15 protein-coding genes are annotated in these 13,946 nt (G+C 38.3%); 12 read left to right on the forward strand and 3 right to left on the reverse strand.

Annotated elements, in window-relative coordinates; all coding sequences use genetic code 11:
• Positions 1-60: 60 nt before the first annotated feature.
• The 5 genes from larE (at position 61) to LHV68_03815 (ending at position 5,717) form a co-directional block, all read left to right on the forward strand.
• Complete coding sequence (gene larE / locus LHV68_03795; protein MCB4790991.1) at positions 61-858, forward strand: ATP-dependent sacrificial sulfur transferase LarE; 798 nt, start codon at positions 61-63, stop codon at positions 856-858.
• A gap of 238 nt (positions 859-1,096) precedes the next feature.
• A complete protein-coding gene (nspC, locus tag LHV68_03800; GenBank protein MCB4790992.1) occupies positions 1,097-2,200 on the forward strand; it encodes a carboxynorspermidine decarboxylase in 1,104 nt (367 codons plus the stop codon).
• Positions 2,201-2,448: 248 nt separating this feature from the next.
• A complete protein-coding gene (locus LHV68_03805) occupies positions 2,449-3,666 on the forward strand; it encodes a saccharopine dehydrogenase family protein (protein MCB4790993.1) in 1,218 nt (405 codons plus the stop codon).
• Positions 3,667-3,868: 202 nt separating this feature from the next.
• On the forward strand, positions 3,869-5,326 hold the full coding sequence (locus LHV68_03810; protein ID MCB4790994.1) for an aminotransferase class I/II-fold pyridoxal phosphate-dependent enzyme: 1,458 nt from the start codon (positions 3,869-3,871) through the stop codon (positions 5,324-5,326).
• A 49-nt stretch (positions 5,327-5,375) separates the two neighbouring features.
• On the forward strand, positions 5,376-5,717 hold the full coding sequence (locus LHV68_03815) for a TraR/DksA family transcriptional regulator (GenBank protein MCB4790995.1): 342 nt from the start codon (positions 5,376-5,378) through the stop codon (positions 5,715-5,717).
• 38 nt (positions 5,718-5,755) lie between these two features.
• Here the strand turns inward: LHV68_03815 and LHV68_03820 are convergent, their stop codons facing one another.
• The 3 genes from LHV68_03820 to LHV68_03830 form a co-directional block, all read right to left on the reverse strand.
• The gene (locus LHV68_03820) at positions 5,756-6,268 is read right to left on the reverse strand and encodes an A24 family peptidase (GenBank protein ID MCB4790996.1); all 513 of its coding nucleotides are present in this window, start codon (positions 6,266-6,268) and stop codon (positions 5,756-5,758) included.
• 170 nt (positions 6,269-6,438) lie between these two features.
• Entirely contained in the window at positions 6,439-7,557 is a 1,119-nt protein-coding gene (locus LHV68_03825) for an FIST C-terminal domain-containing protein (protein MCB4790997.1), read from the reverse strand.
• Positions 7,558-7,578: 21 nt separating this feature from the next.
• Positions 7,579-7,779, reverse strand: a complete 201-nt coding sequence (locus LHV68_03830; protein ID MCB4790998.1) for a hypothetical protein — start codon at positions 7,777-7,779, stop codon at positions 7,579-7,581.
• A 297-nt stretch (positions 7,780-8,076) separates the two neighbouring features.
• On the opposite strand from LHV68_03830, the gene LHV68_03835 reads away from it, so the two are divergent.
• The 7 genes from LHV68_03835 (at position 8,077) to LHV68_03865 (ending at position 13,905) form a co-directional block, all read left to right on the forward strand.
• Positions 8,077-8,856, forward strand: coding sequence for a type II and III secretion system protein (locus LHV68_03835; GenBank protein ID MCB4790999.1), 780 nt, complete (start codon positions 8,077-8,079; stop codon positions 8,854-8,856).
• Positions 8,857-8,880: 24 nt separating this feature from the next.
• Positions 8,881-9,066 carry a hypothetical protein gene (locus LHV68_03840; GenBank protein ID MCB4791000.1) on the forward strand — a complete coding sequence of 62 codons (186 nt, stop codon included), beginning with the start codon at positions 8,881-8,883 and terminating at the stop codon, positions 9,064-9,066.
• Positions 9,063-10,208, forward strand: a complete 1,146-nt coding sequence (locus LHV68_03845) for a hypothetical protein (protein MCB4791001.1) — start codon at positions 9,063-9,065, stop codon at positions 10,206-10,208. The genes LHV68_03840 and LHV68_03845 overlap by 4 nt, the downstream gene beginning before the upstream one ends.
• A 1-nt stretch (position 10,209) precedes the next feature.
• Positions 10,210-10,704, forward strand: coding sequence for a hypothetical protein (locus LHV68_03850; protein MCB4791002.1), 495 nt, complete (start codon positions 10,210-10,212; stop codon positions 10,702-10,704).
• Positions 10,701-11,183, forward strand: a complete 483-nt coding sequence (locus tag LHV68_03855; protein ID MCB4791003.1) for a hypothetical protein — start codon at positions 10,701-10,703, stop codon at positions 11,181-11,183. Before LHV68_03850 ends, LHV68_03855 begins: the two co-directional genes overlap by 4 nt.
• A 275-nt stretch (positions 11,184-11,458) precedes the next feature.
• Positions 11,459-12,505, forward strand: coding sequence for a type I glyceraldehyde-3-phosphate dehydrogenase (gene gap / locus LHV68_03860; GenBank protein MCB4791004.1), 1,047 nt, complete (start codon positions 11,459-11,461; stop codon positions 12,503-12,505).
• Positions 12,506-12,690: 185 nt separating this feature from the next.
• Positions 12,691-13,905: a phosphoglycerate kinase gene (locus LHV68_03865; GenBank protein ID MCB4791005.1), complete on the forward strand. Its 1,215-nt coding sequence runs from the start codon at positions 12,691-12,693 to the stop codon at positions 13,903-13,905.
• Positions 13,906-13,946 lie beyond the last annotated feature (41 nt).

Consider the following 13,946-nt stretch of genomic DNA (forward strand, 5'->3'; position numbering starts at 1 on the left):
ATATAAGTAAAAATAGCAAATTTTTATTCAACCGTCAAATTTGATATAATGAAAACACTTATGTTAAAGAATAGGTTAAATATTCTCAAAAATTTACTATTAAAATATAAACGAGTCCTTATCGCATACTCCGGCGGAGTTGATTCATCTTTTCTTCTCTATTTTGCTGCAAAAACCCTTGGACCAGGCAATGTTCTTGCAGTCACTGCTTTAAGCGAAACATATCCGTCAAACGAATTGAAACTTTCCAGGTCTTTTTCAAATAAATTAAAAATTAAGCACGTAATTATAAAGACCAGAGAACTTCAAAATGACAGATTTTCCAAAAATCCGTTTAACAGGTGTTTTTATTGCAAAGATGAACTTTTCCGCAAACTTTCATTTATCGCAAAAAAACAAAAAATGGTGCTGTGTGATGCAACGAATTATTCCGACCTCAAAGACTACAGGCCCGGACAAAAAGCCGTAAAAAAATGGAATGTAAAGTCGCCCCTAAAGTCATCGGGTTTTTTAAAAAAAGACATAAGAAAATACAGTAAGGAATGCGGCCTCTCAACGTGGAACTTGCCAGCTCAGGCCTGCCTTGCATCAAGGATTCCCTATCACACAAAGATAACTGCTAAGACCCTTAAAAGAATTGAGGCAGCAGAAAATTTCCTAAAAAAACTTGGCTTCATGAATCTACGCGTAAGGCACCATGGAGATATAGCTCGAATAGAGCTTGGCAAGACCGAGATAAGGGATATCTTTAGAAATAAAAATATCCAGAAAATATCTGCATGTTTAAAAAATTTAGGCTGGCATTACATTGCGGTCGATATAGATGGTTACCGGACTGGAAGTCTGAATATCTTTTAGGGGTGACCAAAAGCACCCCTTGATTACTGTGCTTGACTACATGATGACAGTGATAAGGCCTTTAAGTATCATTGCAATCCTTCGGCTTCGTTCAGGATGGTGAGCTTGCCGAACTATCGCAGTTTTGAATAACTGTAATCGCGGCTTTCTTCTTAGAAGAAGAAAGCCTATTTACAAAGATAAAATAATTTAGTAATATTTTCTTACAATTAAATTAAAAAAACCCGGTAATCAAATAATGCAGCTCACAACCCCATACTATCTAATCGACGAATCAAAACTTCTAAAAAATTTATTAAAAATTAAATATGTCCGCAACACCTCCGGTGCAAAATCCGTCCTTGCACTTAAATGTTTTTCCACCTGGTCGGTATTTAGCCTTATGAACAAATACCTGGACGGCACCACCGGCAGTTCTCTGTACGAAGCAAAGCTGGGGCATGATAAGTTTGGCAAAGAGGTACATGCCTACTGCGTGGCTTTTTCTAAAAGCGACATCAACAGTATAAAACAATACGCCGATAAAATAATATTTAATTCCTTATCTCAATTAAAGTTTTTTTACGACACTGTAAAAGGCATCAAACTGGGATTACGCGTCAACCCGGGAACCAGTTATTCTCATTTTGACCTCGCAGACCCGGCAAGAAAATATTCCAGGCTTGGCGTGATTGACAAAAGATCCCTGCAAGAAGCAATTCCCCTGATAGACGGCTTAATGTTCCACTTTAACTGCGAGAATGATGATTTCAATAATTTTTCTTCTACTCTTGACCATATAGGAAAAAATTATGGAGAAACCATTGAGAAACTGCGCTGGGTAAGCCTAGGCGGAGGGCTCTATTTTACTAAAGACGGCTATCCTATTGACAACTTCTGTGCTAAATTAAAGGAATTCAGCAAGAAATTCGATGTGCAGGTTTATCTTGAGCCAGGAGAAACAGCTATTACTAACTCTGCCGAACTTGTGACGTCAGTCCTTGACATAGTCCATAACGAAGTAGATATAGCCATTGTAGACGCTTCGGCCGAAGCCCATATGCTGGATTTACTTATATACCGAATACCCGCAAAAATATTAAATTCAGGCAAAGGGTATTTTAAATATATTATAGCCGGCCGTTCATGCCTTGCCGGAGATACTTTCGGGACCTTTAATTTCAAGTCAAGATTAAAAGTAGGCAGTATGGTCAGGCTATCGGATGCAGCAGGATACACTATGGTGAAAAAAAACTGGTTTAACGGTCTTCAAATGCCGTCGATTGTGGTCAAGAAGCTGAATGGTTCTGTGAAAATAGTTCGTGCTTTTACATATAAGGATTATTTAGATAGTCTTTCTTAACAAAAACAGATAAAGATAGAGATTAAGAAAAAATATATTTTTGAAGTTCTTTATCTTTGTCTTAATCTATCACTACTTCGTTAAGTGAGGTTTGTCATTGCGAGCCAGAGGCGAAGCAATCTCGACGTTTTGGAGATTGCCACGTCGCTTCGCTCCTCGCAAAGACACCGAAGAAGAAAGAGTGTCGTATGATATTCGACTTAACGAAGTAGTGCTATAAGTTGTTACTTTTTGGAGGTTTTTCTATTATGAAGAAAAATGTAATGATCATAGGGGCAGGCGGAGTAGCCCATGTTGCCGCGCACAAATGTGCTCAAAACAATGATATCCTTGGAGATATTTGCATAGCATCAAGGCATTTAAATAAATGCGATGCAATAATTGAAAGTGTCAAAAGAAAAAACAGTATGAGGGATAAGACTAAAAAAATCTATTCGCGAAAAATAGATGCATACAATATACCTGCGATGGTGGATTTGATCAAAGAGACAAATACAGAGATAGTAATTAACCTTGGAGTTGCCTTCATAAACATGTCTGTCCTTGAAGCCTGCCTTGGAGCAAGGGTAGTTTATATGGATACAGCTATTCATGAAGAACCCGGCAAAGTATGCGAAAACCCGCCGTGGTATGCTAATTATGAATGGAAACGCAAAGACCGCTGTAAAAGAAAAGGGGTAACGGCTATTCTTGGAGTTGGTTTTGACCCCGGCGTAGTAAACGCCTGGTGTGCACTTGCCGTCAAACACCATTTTGACAAAATAGATACCATCGATATAATGGATGTTAATGCCGGCATCCACGGTAAGTATTTTGCAACGAATTTCGACCCTGAAATAAACCTTAGGGAATTCAAGAAAGTCTGGACCTGGCTAGACAGGAAATGGGTTGAAGAAAAGATACACACTGTAAAGCAGCTATATGATTTCCCCGTCGTAGGGAAAATGCCTATTTATCTCAACGGGCATGATGAGCTGCATTCATTGTCAAAAAATATTGATGCAAACAGCATACGGTTTTGGATGGGTTTTAGCGAGCATTATATAAATGTTTTCAGCGTTCTTTCAAACATAGGGCTTACTTCAGAAAAACCGGTAACAGTTGACAGGATGCAGGTCGTACCATTAAAGCTTTTAAAGGCTGTACTCCCGGACCCGCTTTCTCTTGCACCGAACTATACAGGAAAAACCTGTATCGGGAACCTGATCAAAGGAGAGAAAAACGGAAAAAACAAGGAAATATTCATATATAACACTTGTGACCACCAGGAGTGCTACAAAGAAGTCGAATCCCAGGCAATCAGCTATACAGCGGGCGTGCCGCCCGTCGCAGCAGCTATACTCGTGGCAAAAGGCGACTGGGAAACAAAAACGATGGTCAATGTTGAAGAATTGAACCCTGATCCTTTCATAGAATTATTGAATAAAATGGGGCTTCCTACGCAAATAAAGGATATTAAACCCTAATATAATAATTTATTTTAGCACCTATACACCTTTTTGACTTTGTCTACCTATCGTAGTTAAGGCTGTTGAACATCCAACCAACGTCCATAAATTTATTATTTTTTATCATAAAAATAATTTTATTAATTACTTTGCATTTTATTTTTTTATTTTGTAGAATTTACCATTACATTGAAGCAAGAAAAAGGAAATTTCTAATTAAATGAAAAAACAGAACAGGGCACCTCTTTTTGAAACCCTTCTTTCACGCTCCAAAAGGCATGTAACATCATTCCATACCCCAGGCCATAAAAATGGGCGCAGCATAGATAAACGTTTACGCTCCTTTACGGGCAAGAGCGCCTATTATTTTGATGTAACTGTTTTTCCTGAAGTTGATTCTTTGCATGACCCAACAGGAATAATAAAGAAGGCTCAGGAGCTGATGGCCCTCGCTTACGGGGTTTCTCATTCGTTCTTTCTTGTAAACGGATCTTCTGTAGGTAATATGATCATGTTCATGTCTGCCTGCAAACCCGGCGATTCGGTGATAATTTCAAGGAATGCACACAAATCCGTTATGTCCGGAGTGATACAATCCGGGCTTTGGCCAATTTGGCTACAACCTAAAGTCGACCAAAACCTGGACATAGTATTCGATTCATCGCCTGAACAGATAGAAGCGGCTATAAAGCAATACCCTGAATCAAAAGCAGTTTTTGTAACAAGCCCTACGTACAACGGAATAACAACTAACCTGGCAAAAATAGCCGAGATCTGCCATGAAAACGGAAAAGTACTATTGGTCGATGAAGCTCACGGAGCTCATTTAAGGTTCCACTCAAACCTGCCGGTTTCCGCCACAGAAGTAGGCGCTGATCTCTGTGTTCAATCCACGCACAAAATGCTGTCTGCCTTGTCCCAGGGTTCTGCCCTTCATTTCAATTCTGAATTACTTGATATAAAACGCGTAAAAAAAATAGTATCACTTTACCAGACAACCAGCCCGAATTATTTGATCCTTGCAAGTTTAGACCTGGCGCGCAGACAAGCTGTACTTCAGGGCGAACAAATGCTTGATAAGGTTATAAAAGCCGCAGAATACGGCAGAAAAAGAATAAACCAGTTAAAAAGCTATTCCTGTTTCACAAGACAAGAGATAAATAAACACGGCTTTGACCTCGATGTAACAAAATTAACCATAAATGTGACCCGGACAGGATTTTCCGGTTACTATATTGCGGATATTTTAGCAAAAGAGTATAATATCCAAGTTGATTGTGCAGACATCTTCAATTTAATAGCGATTATGGGAATAGGCTCAGACTTAAGCGACGTAAAAACCCTTGTCGATGCCCTTACGGACATAGAACAAAAATACCACGGACATCAGGAAAACTGGATATTACAGATACCTTCACTACCTACTGAAATGGTCATGATGCCAAGAGAGGTTTTTTTGTCAAGAAAAACCAAGCGTGTACATATAACTAAGGCTGCAGGCCAGATCGCAGCCCAGACACTTACTCCATACCCTCCAGGAATACCCATTTTGATACCCGGTGAAAGAATAACAAAAGAAATATGTGATTATCTTATGGACTTATCCGCAAAAGATATAAGGATAAGCGGGCAGGAAACAGAAGAACTTCGCACAATTAAAGTAGTCGCATCACATTAGTGATATATCTTGCCGATGTGGTAATAATAAAAAGGGAGATAAAACAACAATGAACCAGACAGAGCTGAAAAAGCTAAGGAAATTATTACTTGAAAAAAGAGATGACCTGACTCAGGTCGTAAAAAGCAAAAAGGAAAGAGACCTGCAGGACGTAGAAATCGGAGATGAAATAGACAGCGCATCTCAATCCGTGGAGAAAGAAATACTTTTTGAGTTGACAGACAATGAAAAGGTGATGCTCGACAACATTGAATCAGCCCTAAGCCGTATTGAGAAGGGAACCTTTGGGAAATGCGAGTCCTGTGGGCAGAAAATAGCGATACCGAGGCTTGAAGCACTTCCGTGGGTCAGATATTGCATAAGCTGTCAGGCAAAAACGGAAAAGGCGTAAAAAGCAGGGGATAGGGGCAAGGGTTCAGGGTGCAGAACTTATTTAAAATATAATTCGAGCCAGTGTATGACCATCCCGATTGAAAGGAAAACCGTATAAGGCAAATATATGGAGTCTTTAGGGTTGAATTCTAAAGACTCTTTTGTTTTTATCGATAGAAAAAGCAATATAGCAAAAAACACCTTCTTAACTACGGGTAAAAATCTTTTCTTCGTTATGAGTACAAATATAGCTGCTGTACCCCCTGCCAAGGCTCCGTACAATCCTCCTATAAGTACAAATTTCATACCTTTAAGCGCACCGACTGCTGCCATGAACTTTACGTCTCCTGCTCCGACTCCTTTAAGAAGGTAAAAAACAAATAAAAAACTAAAACCTGCGATAAATCCATAAAATGAAGTTTCTAAACCTTTTATACCGAAAAAATAAAAATTCAATCCGAATCCTAGTATAGATGAAGACAATACCGTATAATTAAAGATTTTTCTAAATCTTATGTCAGAATAAATCGAGAAAAATATAAAACCAAATAAAATAAAATCAATAATCATTATTATTCCAAGTGCATCAAATTTAACTTGACAATTGTTCGGTTAAAAAAATAAGTAAGATTATTTCGCAGTTTAGTTACAGACAATGACTAATAAAAATGTCATGGCTTTCTAAAAGCGAAGCAATCTTACTTATATTAATATTTCTTATACCTAATTCCAGCCTTAACCTATTTAAATATAAGCATAGTCGAGGTCTGATTTATGTGCCCGACAAACTGTTCGCCGTACGTGCTAAAACCAATTGTCTGAACATCTGTGAATATTTTGCCGTAAGGTTCTGTTTGTTTTTTGTTCTCAAGTTCCAGAGTTCTTAATATGCAGTGAAAATTTATTATGCCTGAAACCTTGCCCATCTCTTTAAGTTTATTTTCAACCGCTCTCTTTGTATCAGTAACGATATCTGTAGATTCAAGCAAGGAAAGCTCCATCCCCTGTTTAATATTACAGTAAAATTTGATATTTTTGCCTACCAGCTGCTGGGGGCTGCGTACATAAGGTTCGTTATTTACCATAAGTCCTACCGGGTTAGTCATAAATTTGGTTGGAGCATCTTCAACTTTAACACCCAATGCTTCAGCATAGGCTTCGGCAGCAGGTTTATTATTGAATTCCACAACTTCTCTTGAGGACTCTATAACTTTTGTCGCGGTCAATTTATTAGTCTTCTTATCAAAGCTTTGAGTTTTGATAAAATCAAAGGCCACCTTTGATTTTATCAAGGCCAGCACCGCCGCATTTGAGTAAAGCTGCCCGTTTGAGAAAACAAAGGTCTCTTTGAACTTCAGGTCGTCTCCGGCGGAAGCGCCGATGAAATTAACATTTGTAAGGTCGCCTATTTTATCCATTAACCTTTCTTCAGCGCCGCTTAAACCATCGACAAGAATTATACCGACAAACTTCTTAGTATCTACTGAGTTCATTTTAAAATTGTAATATTCCTCGAAATTATTAAATGCCTTTTCTACATTATTTCCTTCTTTGATTTTTTCAACAATTTCAACCTTTACATCTTCAATAGTATCCTTGTCAAAAATCATGGCAACAACAGAGTTTTTTAAGACAAGGCCGCTTACTATTTCTCCAGAAGTAGTGCAGCCAAAAACATCCGCATCCTTAAATATATTTTTTATTCCTGAACCGACTTTGGGGAGGTCAAGGTTGGAAGTAGTAAAAAACAATACCATCCTGGGTTTAAGTGCTTTTTCTATGTTTTTAGCTTTGTCTGCTAAGTCAGCCAACACAGCCTCTGTACCTGCTTTCGTTGAGTAAATTGTTTTAATTGACATATTTTATTCTCCTTTTTGGAATTATAGTTGCACACCCATTTCTTCCGCAATTTTATGCAGTTTATCAACAACCTCAACATTGTCTTCTGATGTGTCCGTATACGTATCCACATTTATCCCCTTCATGAACAGCTTGGTTCTTGTGGTCACCATAATAGTTTCAATACCTCTTGCCCGCTTTTTCACAATTTCATCAATCAACTTTTTAATTTTACCTGACATAAAACCTCCTCTTTATGCTGGAATGACATCCCTTTTAATTTTCATACTTTTCATTTTACTTTTGACACTATCTATAAGGTTTTTTAGAATCTTAATTAATTATAATATTTTTGTTTTTAAAAAGCAACATTTTTATATTTCTATTGTTAATTCTAATTATCCAAAATTATTGAATAACTAAGATTTTTTTAGTAGAATATCTTCATTATTTTCAAGTACTTCCAAACTTGATTGTTGACTTGCACAAAAAGCCGTTATAAACTAATTCATACCACAATATACCTATAGGGAGGAAAAATGCAAAATCAGAGAATGCTGAACGCATCGGTTTCGTTGCTCATGTTTGTCTTATTTTTGTTTATTTTTGCTGTCCCCTGTCTCTCATCTGAAATGATAGAAGTAGAGATCGAAATTACAGAAATAAACAATAATAAAGCGAACGAACTCGGCATTCAATGGGCAGATACTCTACAGGCAGGAGAGATATCCTGGGAGCCATCCTTTGTTGGAACCAAAAGGATACCTGCCGCTCTTCCTGAGGTTCCTTCATTAATAGATGCAGGGGATTGGAAACGGTATACCGCATTAACTGCAAGCCTGAAAATATTGAAACAAAAGGGCGCTGCCCAGGTGCTTTCTAAGCCAAAATTGGTAACAAAATCCGGTACGACCGCAGATTTTCTTGTAGGAGGAGAAGTGCCTATTGTTGCTTCAGGGGTCGGAGGAGGTACTATTAACTGGAAGGAATTCGGTCTTAAGATGATTATATTACCAAAAATAACTCATGATAACCAGATAGATGTTTCTATGACTACGGAAGTCAGCCGCCTGGACTGGTCAAACGCAGTGGCGGGCAACCCGGCCATTACTTCAAGAAAGGCTACATCTCAATTAGTCATTAAAAACGGGCAAACGCTTGCTCTAGCCGGAATGATAGAAACAAAAAAAGAGAAACAAAAAACCGGTATCCCTCTTTTGATGGATATCCCTATATTGGGCTACCTTTTCAGCCGGCAAATAGATGTTGACACCAAAACGAATGTTCTAATTTTTGTTACCCCAAAAATAATTGAATAGCAGCAGAGAGAAACGGTGTATATTATGATTAAATTTGTATCCAGATTTTACAATGATGAGAACGCTCAGGCGATGGTTGAATATGTATTGATATTATCTATTCTCACGCTTGCTTCCTACGGGGTTGTTAAGTTGTTCCTTGCAGCCCTTGCTTCAAAATTCAATAAAATTAAATTTTTAAGGAGCGGGCCGGCAGGAGTTATGCCTTGACCCTGAAACTAAAATTATATTTTTTTACTACCGCTCTTTTACTGACTTTTATTATGGATTTTACCTGTTTTTCAAAAGAATGGGAAACCGTATCAGAAGTAAATATATCCAAAGCTCTTGAAGAACAAATAGCCAGATATCAGAAGAAATTCGATGACATAGTTTCAGATGCCAAAAATGAAATATCCGGTTTTGAAGACGAATTAACAAACCAGGCAACTCACCTAAATGACATTAAAAATGAATATGAAAAAAACATTTCTGAGTACCAGGCCAAAATAGACGATATGCAGGCAGGGATTTATGCTACGGTGGATTCTTACAAAAAAATGGCAGACAGCTTCGCAAACGATGCTGAGGGCAGGATTGAAACAGCCAAAGATGATTTAAACAATGTAAAAAATAATCTGGAAGATTCAATTGTTGATTATAAAAACAAAGCTGAAGCAAAAATAAACACTGAAGTGGAAAAATACAAAGAAAAAATATATGATACCCAAAAAAGTATAGAAGCTGAAGTAAACCATTACCAGGCTTTAATTCAAAACACTGAAGCCGGACTAAAAGAGACAGTAGATAATTATCAAACCAGGATAAATGAAATTCAAGCATCTTTGAACGATTCCATTAAACAATCTGAGTCTCAAATAGAGAGTGTCAGGGAAAATACGGAAAAGACCATAGCCGGGTTGAACTATAAAATCAGCGAGGCCAGAAACAGGCTTGAAAATTGTACAGATACCGCAATGGTTAACAACATAAATAAAGAAGTTGAAGATTATAAAAGTGAAATAGAAGAAACCGTTGCTTCGGGAAATGAAGATATACAAAAAATCCAGGACGAAACACAAAATAAACTAAGTGCCTGTGACACAGAGATAAAAATATACCAGGGCAAAATCCGGGAAGCTAATCAAACAGCTGAAATTAGTATACAAGAATATAATGATAAAATCGTAAAATCAAAGGACAGTATTAAGGATGAGGTAGCTGAAAACCAGGCTAAAATAGACGTGTACAATGAAGGCATAAAAAATACTGCCCAAAACTCCTATCAAAACATAGAAGAAAACACGGGTAACGCTTTATCTTTGGCAGATGCACAAATAGCAGGTGTCGTTAACAGTTACGGCCTTAAATAACATGCTAAAACAATTCATAGCAACATCATTTTTGTTTGTTTTTCTTTTTAGTTTTCTTTCCTGCAAGAACTTAAAACAATCATCTTCTAAAGATAAAACTGAAAGAAGTAAGGAGTCTTTCCAGATAACTGACCTGAAAATTGGCTCCGGAAACAATAAAATAGAGATAGAGAAAACCGAGTTTAAAATCGGCGAAATAATCCGGTTAAATTTCAGTGCAAAAAACCTTATCGCTGTAAAAGAGAAAAATGTAAAATATTACTGGGTTAGAGAAGACCTTACCGTCAGGGATTCAAGGAATGCCATAGTGCTGTTAAAAGCAGGTATCATAGACCAGAAAGACCTTATCAGCAGGAAACCCCTGGAATTTGTAAATGAAATTTCTTTGAAAAACATTGAAGGCTTAAAGACGGGCAACTACACTATTGCCCTTCTTGTGACTGATATGATCGGATTTAAAACAGATACTCAGGCATTAGAGATAAAGCTAAAATGAATAAATTTAAGAATACTAAGGGGCAGGCTCTAATCGAAACGCTGCTATGCACCGTATTCCTTATTATTATTTGTTTTGCGACTATCCAGCTATGTATTGTCGTTATCCATGACTTGATATCAAATGAAGCTGCATTTTCAATTGCACGTGCTGCTTCTGTGACAAAAGATGAAAACACATTGGACAATAGAGTAAAAACAGCTGCTGCAATCCTGTTATTGCCTCATTTTAACCTAAATAGCTTTGTCCCTGTAAAAGCCCGGACCGAAAGTACGGATATAGCAGGAAGAAAGGTATATAATGTAACTCTGGAATACTTTATCAACACAATGTTTGCTTATTTTATTGATCCTCTGGCTAAAGACACATATTCACTTGGAAGTTCAAGATTTCTCAAACGTTTTGCACGGGCAAGAATAGTGAAATCCCCTGATGAAGAGTTTTACAACAAAGCTTACCCCCAGGCCAATGAATTTTAGTGATGCTCCTCCGGTTGAAGCCGGAAGCTTCTTTAATAACGCAGCCTAATGTGACTTCATTAATTTGATTTGACGGAATCCCTTTAGGGACTACATCATTTTGCATTGCCTACTCCGCCGTAGTAGCCTTTATGGCTACGAAGGCCGGGCATCCTCCGACAGAAGTCGGAGGTTTTCATGTCGCATGTAATAACTTATTATTGACTTTACTGAATTTTTATTATATACTCTTTTTTCATAAAAAAGGGCTAAAAAAACAATAAGGGAGGAAGCAAATGGCAATTAAAATCGGCATTAATGGTTTTGGCAGGATCGGACGTTTAGTAGCTCGTTCAATATTGGAGAGAAAGGACAACAACCTGGAGTTGGTAGCTATAAATGACTTAACGGATTCAAAAACAAATGCGCACCTTTTTAAATATGACTCGGTTCACGGGACATACTCTGGAGAAGTAAAAGCAAGCGGTGAAGATGAATTAATGGTTGACGGCAATAAAATAAAGGTGTTCAAGAAGACGGACCCGGCAGAGCTTCCCTGGAAGGATGCAGGGGTTGAAATAGTAGTTGAATCAACAGGGCTTTTTACGATCAAAAAAGATGGAGTAAACAAAAAGGGGAAAGTAGTCAAAGGGGCAGAGAATCACATCACTAAAGGCGGGGCCAAGAAAGTTATTATTTCTGCCCCTTCGCAGGGTGAGGACATCACAATAGTCCTGGGCTGTAATGAAGATAAATATGACCCTAAAAACCATCATGTAATTTCTAACGCGTCATGCACCACAAACTGCCTTGGCCCGGTTGCAAAAGTGATCAATGACAATTGGGGAATAGAAAAAGGTTTAATGACCACTATCCATGCTTACACAAATGACCAGAAAGTACAGGATATGGTCCATTCTGACCTAAGAAGAGCGCGGGCAGCCGGGCTTTCGATGATACCCACTTCAACCGGAGCCGCAAAGGCAATCGGCCTTGTTATACCTGAACTTAAAGGCAAGCTTGATGGATTTGCGATAAGAGTACCGGTCGCCAATGTGTCCGTTGTAGACCTTACAATGAAACTTTCCAAGAAAGCGTCGGTAGAAGAAATAAATGCAGCTTTCAAGGAAGCCTGTAATGGCAAGATGAAAGGTATTCTCGGCTATTCAGAGGAACCCCTTGTTTCAATAGATTTCAATCATTGCGCTTTAAGCTCCATAGTAGATGCCTTAAGCACCAAAATTATCGAAGGCGATTTCTTAAAGGTTCTTTCCTGGTACGACAATGAATGGGGCTATTCCAATAGAGTAGTTGACCTGATTAAATATATTTCCGCAAAATGATGGGTAAAGTTCAATTATTAAAGCACGAATTTCGAAAAAATATTCAATAACCAAAACAGAAAAAAGATAAATTCAAGCATGTAAGTTGGTGTTTTTGGATTTAGACAATTTGATATTGCAGTTTTTTTCGGATTTCGAAATTGTAGTTTCGAAATTACTAAGCGTAGTTTGCAGGAGGAAATTAGATGAAAATAACAATCAAAGACATAAACCTGAAAGGTAAAAAGGTGCTCGTAAGAGTCGACTACAATGTTCCTTTGGATGAGAAAGGCCAGATCACGAACGATAAACGTATTGTAGCCACACTTCCTACGATCAAGTATATTCTGGAACAGAATGCATCTATAATCCTTATGTCGCATCTTGGAAGGCCGAAAGGAAAAGTAGATCCAAAGATGAGCCTTAAGCCTGCTGCAAAACGCTTGAGTGAACTGCTTGGCAAAGAAGTCAAAATTGCGCCGGATTGTGTCGGGGAAGAAGTTAAAAAAACGGCAGTACAGCTGAAAAACGGCGAAGTCTTACTCCTTGAAAATTTAAGGTTTCACCCTGAAGAAGAAAAAAATGATGACAAGTTTTCAAAAGAACTGGCATCACTTGGGGAAGTTTTTGTCCAGGATGCTTTTGGGTCAGTCCACAGGCCCCACGCTTCCACAGCAGGAATAGCTAAATACATAAAAATAAAAGCTGCGGGTTTCCTTCTGGAGAAGGAAATAAAGTTTTTAGGCGATGAACTAAAAAACCCGAAACAGCCGTACCTGGCCATTCTTGGCGGAGCAAAAGTATCGGATAAAATAAGCATTATTGAAAACCTGATGAACAAAGTAAATTCCTTGATAATTGGCGGAGGAATGGCGTACACATTCTTACTGGCAAAAGGGATTTCTATAGGCAACTCCCTGCTTGAACCTGACAAGATCGAAACAGCAAAAAAAATAATGCAGATCGCTTTAGATAAGAAGATAAGGCTTTTCCTTCCTCTTGACCACGTAATAGTAGACAAAATAGATTTCGCAAACAAGAAAGTTGACGCCTCTGGAGTAATAAAAACAACCGAAGGTGCGGAAATACCGGACGGTTTCATAGGCGTGGACATTGGTCCCATGACCATTGCACGGATAGCACCGGTAATACTTGAGGCTAAGACTATCGTGTGGAACGGGCCCATGGGCGTATTTGAAATAGATGAATTCTCAAAAGGCACCATTGAGATAGCGAAACTTGTCGCTCAATCAACAGAAAAAGGAGCGGTTTCGGTTATCGGTGGAGGAGATTCCATATCCGCAGTAAAGAAAGCCGGCGTAGATAAAAAAATAACGCATATATCTACAGGCGGCGGCGCTTCTTTAGAATACCTTGAAGGCAAGGAACTCCCGGGCATAGCCGTGCTCCCGGACAAATAAATTAGCATCGCTAATTTTAAATTACAGTGATAACTGTAATG

The organism is Candidatus Liberimonas magnetica (assembly GCA_020523885.1).
Classification (GTDB): Bacteria; Elusimicrobiota; Endomicrobiia; order Endomicrobiales; family JAFGIL01; genus Liberimonas; species Liberimonas magnetica.

Coding starts and splice junctions, on each gene's coding strand:
- larE (MCB4790991.1), top strand. CDS start 61: ATGTTAAAGAATAGGTTAAATATTCTCAAAAATTTACTATTAAAATAT.
- nspC (MCB4790992.1), top strand. CDS start 1,097: ATGCAGCTCACAACCCCATACTATCTAATCGACGAATCAAAACTTCTA.
- LHV68_03805 (MCB4790993.1), top strand. CDS start 2,449: ATGAAGAAAAATGTAATGATCATAGGGGCAGGCGGAGTAGCCCATGTT.
- LHV68_03810 (MCB4790994.1), top strand. CDS start 3,869: ATGAAAAAACAGAACAGGGCACCTCTTTTTGAAACCCTTCTTTCACGC.
- LHV68_03815 (MCB4790995.1), top strand. CDS start 5,376: ATGAACCAGACAGAGCTGAAAAAGCTAAGGAAATTATTACTTGAAAAA.
- LHV68_03820 (MCB4790996.1), bottom strand. CDS start 6,268: ATGATTATTGATTTTATTTTATTTGGTTTTATATTTTTCTCGATTTAT.
- LHV68_03825 (MCB4790997.1), bottom strand. CDS start 7,557: ATGTCAATTAAAACAATTTACTCAACGAAAGCAGGTACAGAGGCTGTG.
- LHV68_03830 (MCB4790998.1), bottom strand. CDS start 7,779: ATGTCAGGTAAAATTAAAAAGTTGATTGATGAAATTGTGAAAAAGCGG.
- LHV68_03835 (MCB4790999.1), top strand. CDS start 8,077: ATGCAAAATCAGAGAATGCTGAACGCATCGGTTTCGTTGCTCATGTTT.
- LHV68_03840 (MCB4791000.1), top strand. CDS start 8,881: ATGATTAAATTTGTATCCAGATTTTACAATGATGAGAACGCTCAGGCG.
- LHV68_03850 (MCB4791002.1), top strand. CDS start 10,210: ATGCTAAAACAATTCATAGCAACATCATTTTTGTTTGTTTTTCTTTTT.
- LHV68_03855 (MCB4791003.1), top strand. CDS start 10,701: ATGAATAAATTTAAGAATACTAAGGGGCAGGCTCTAATCGAAACGCTG.
- gap (MCB4791004.1), top strand. CDS start 11,459: ATGGCAATTAAAATCGGCATTAATGGTTTTGGCAGGATCGGACGTTTA.
- LHV68_03865 (MCB4791005.1), top strand. CDS start 12,691: ATGAAAATAACAATCAAAGACATAAACCTGAAAGGTAAAAAGGTGCTC.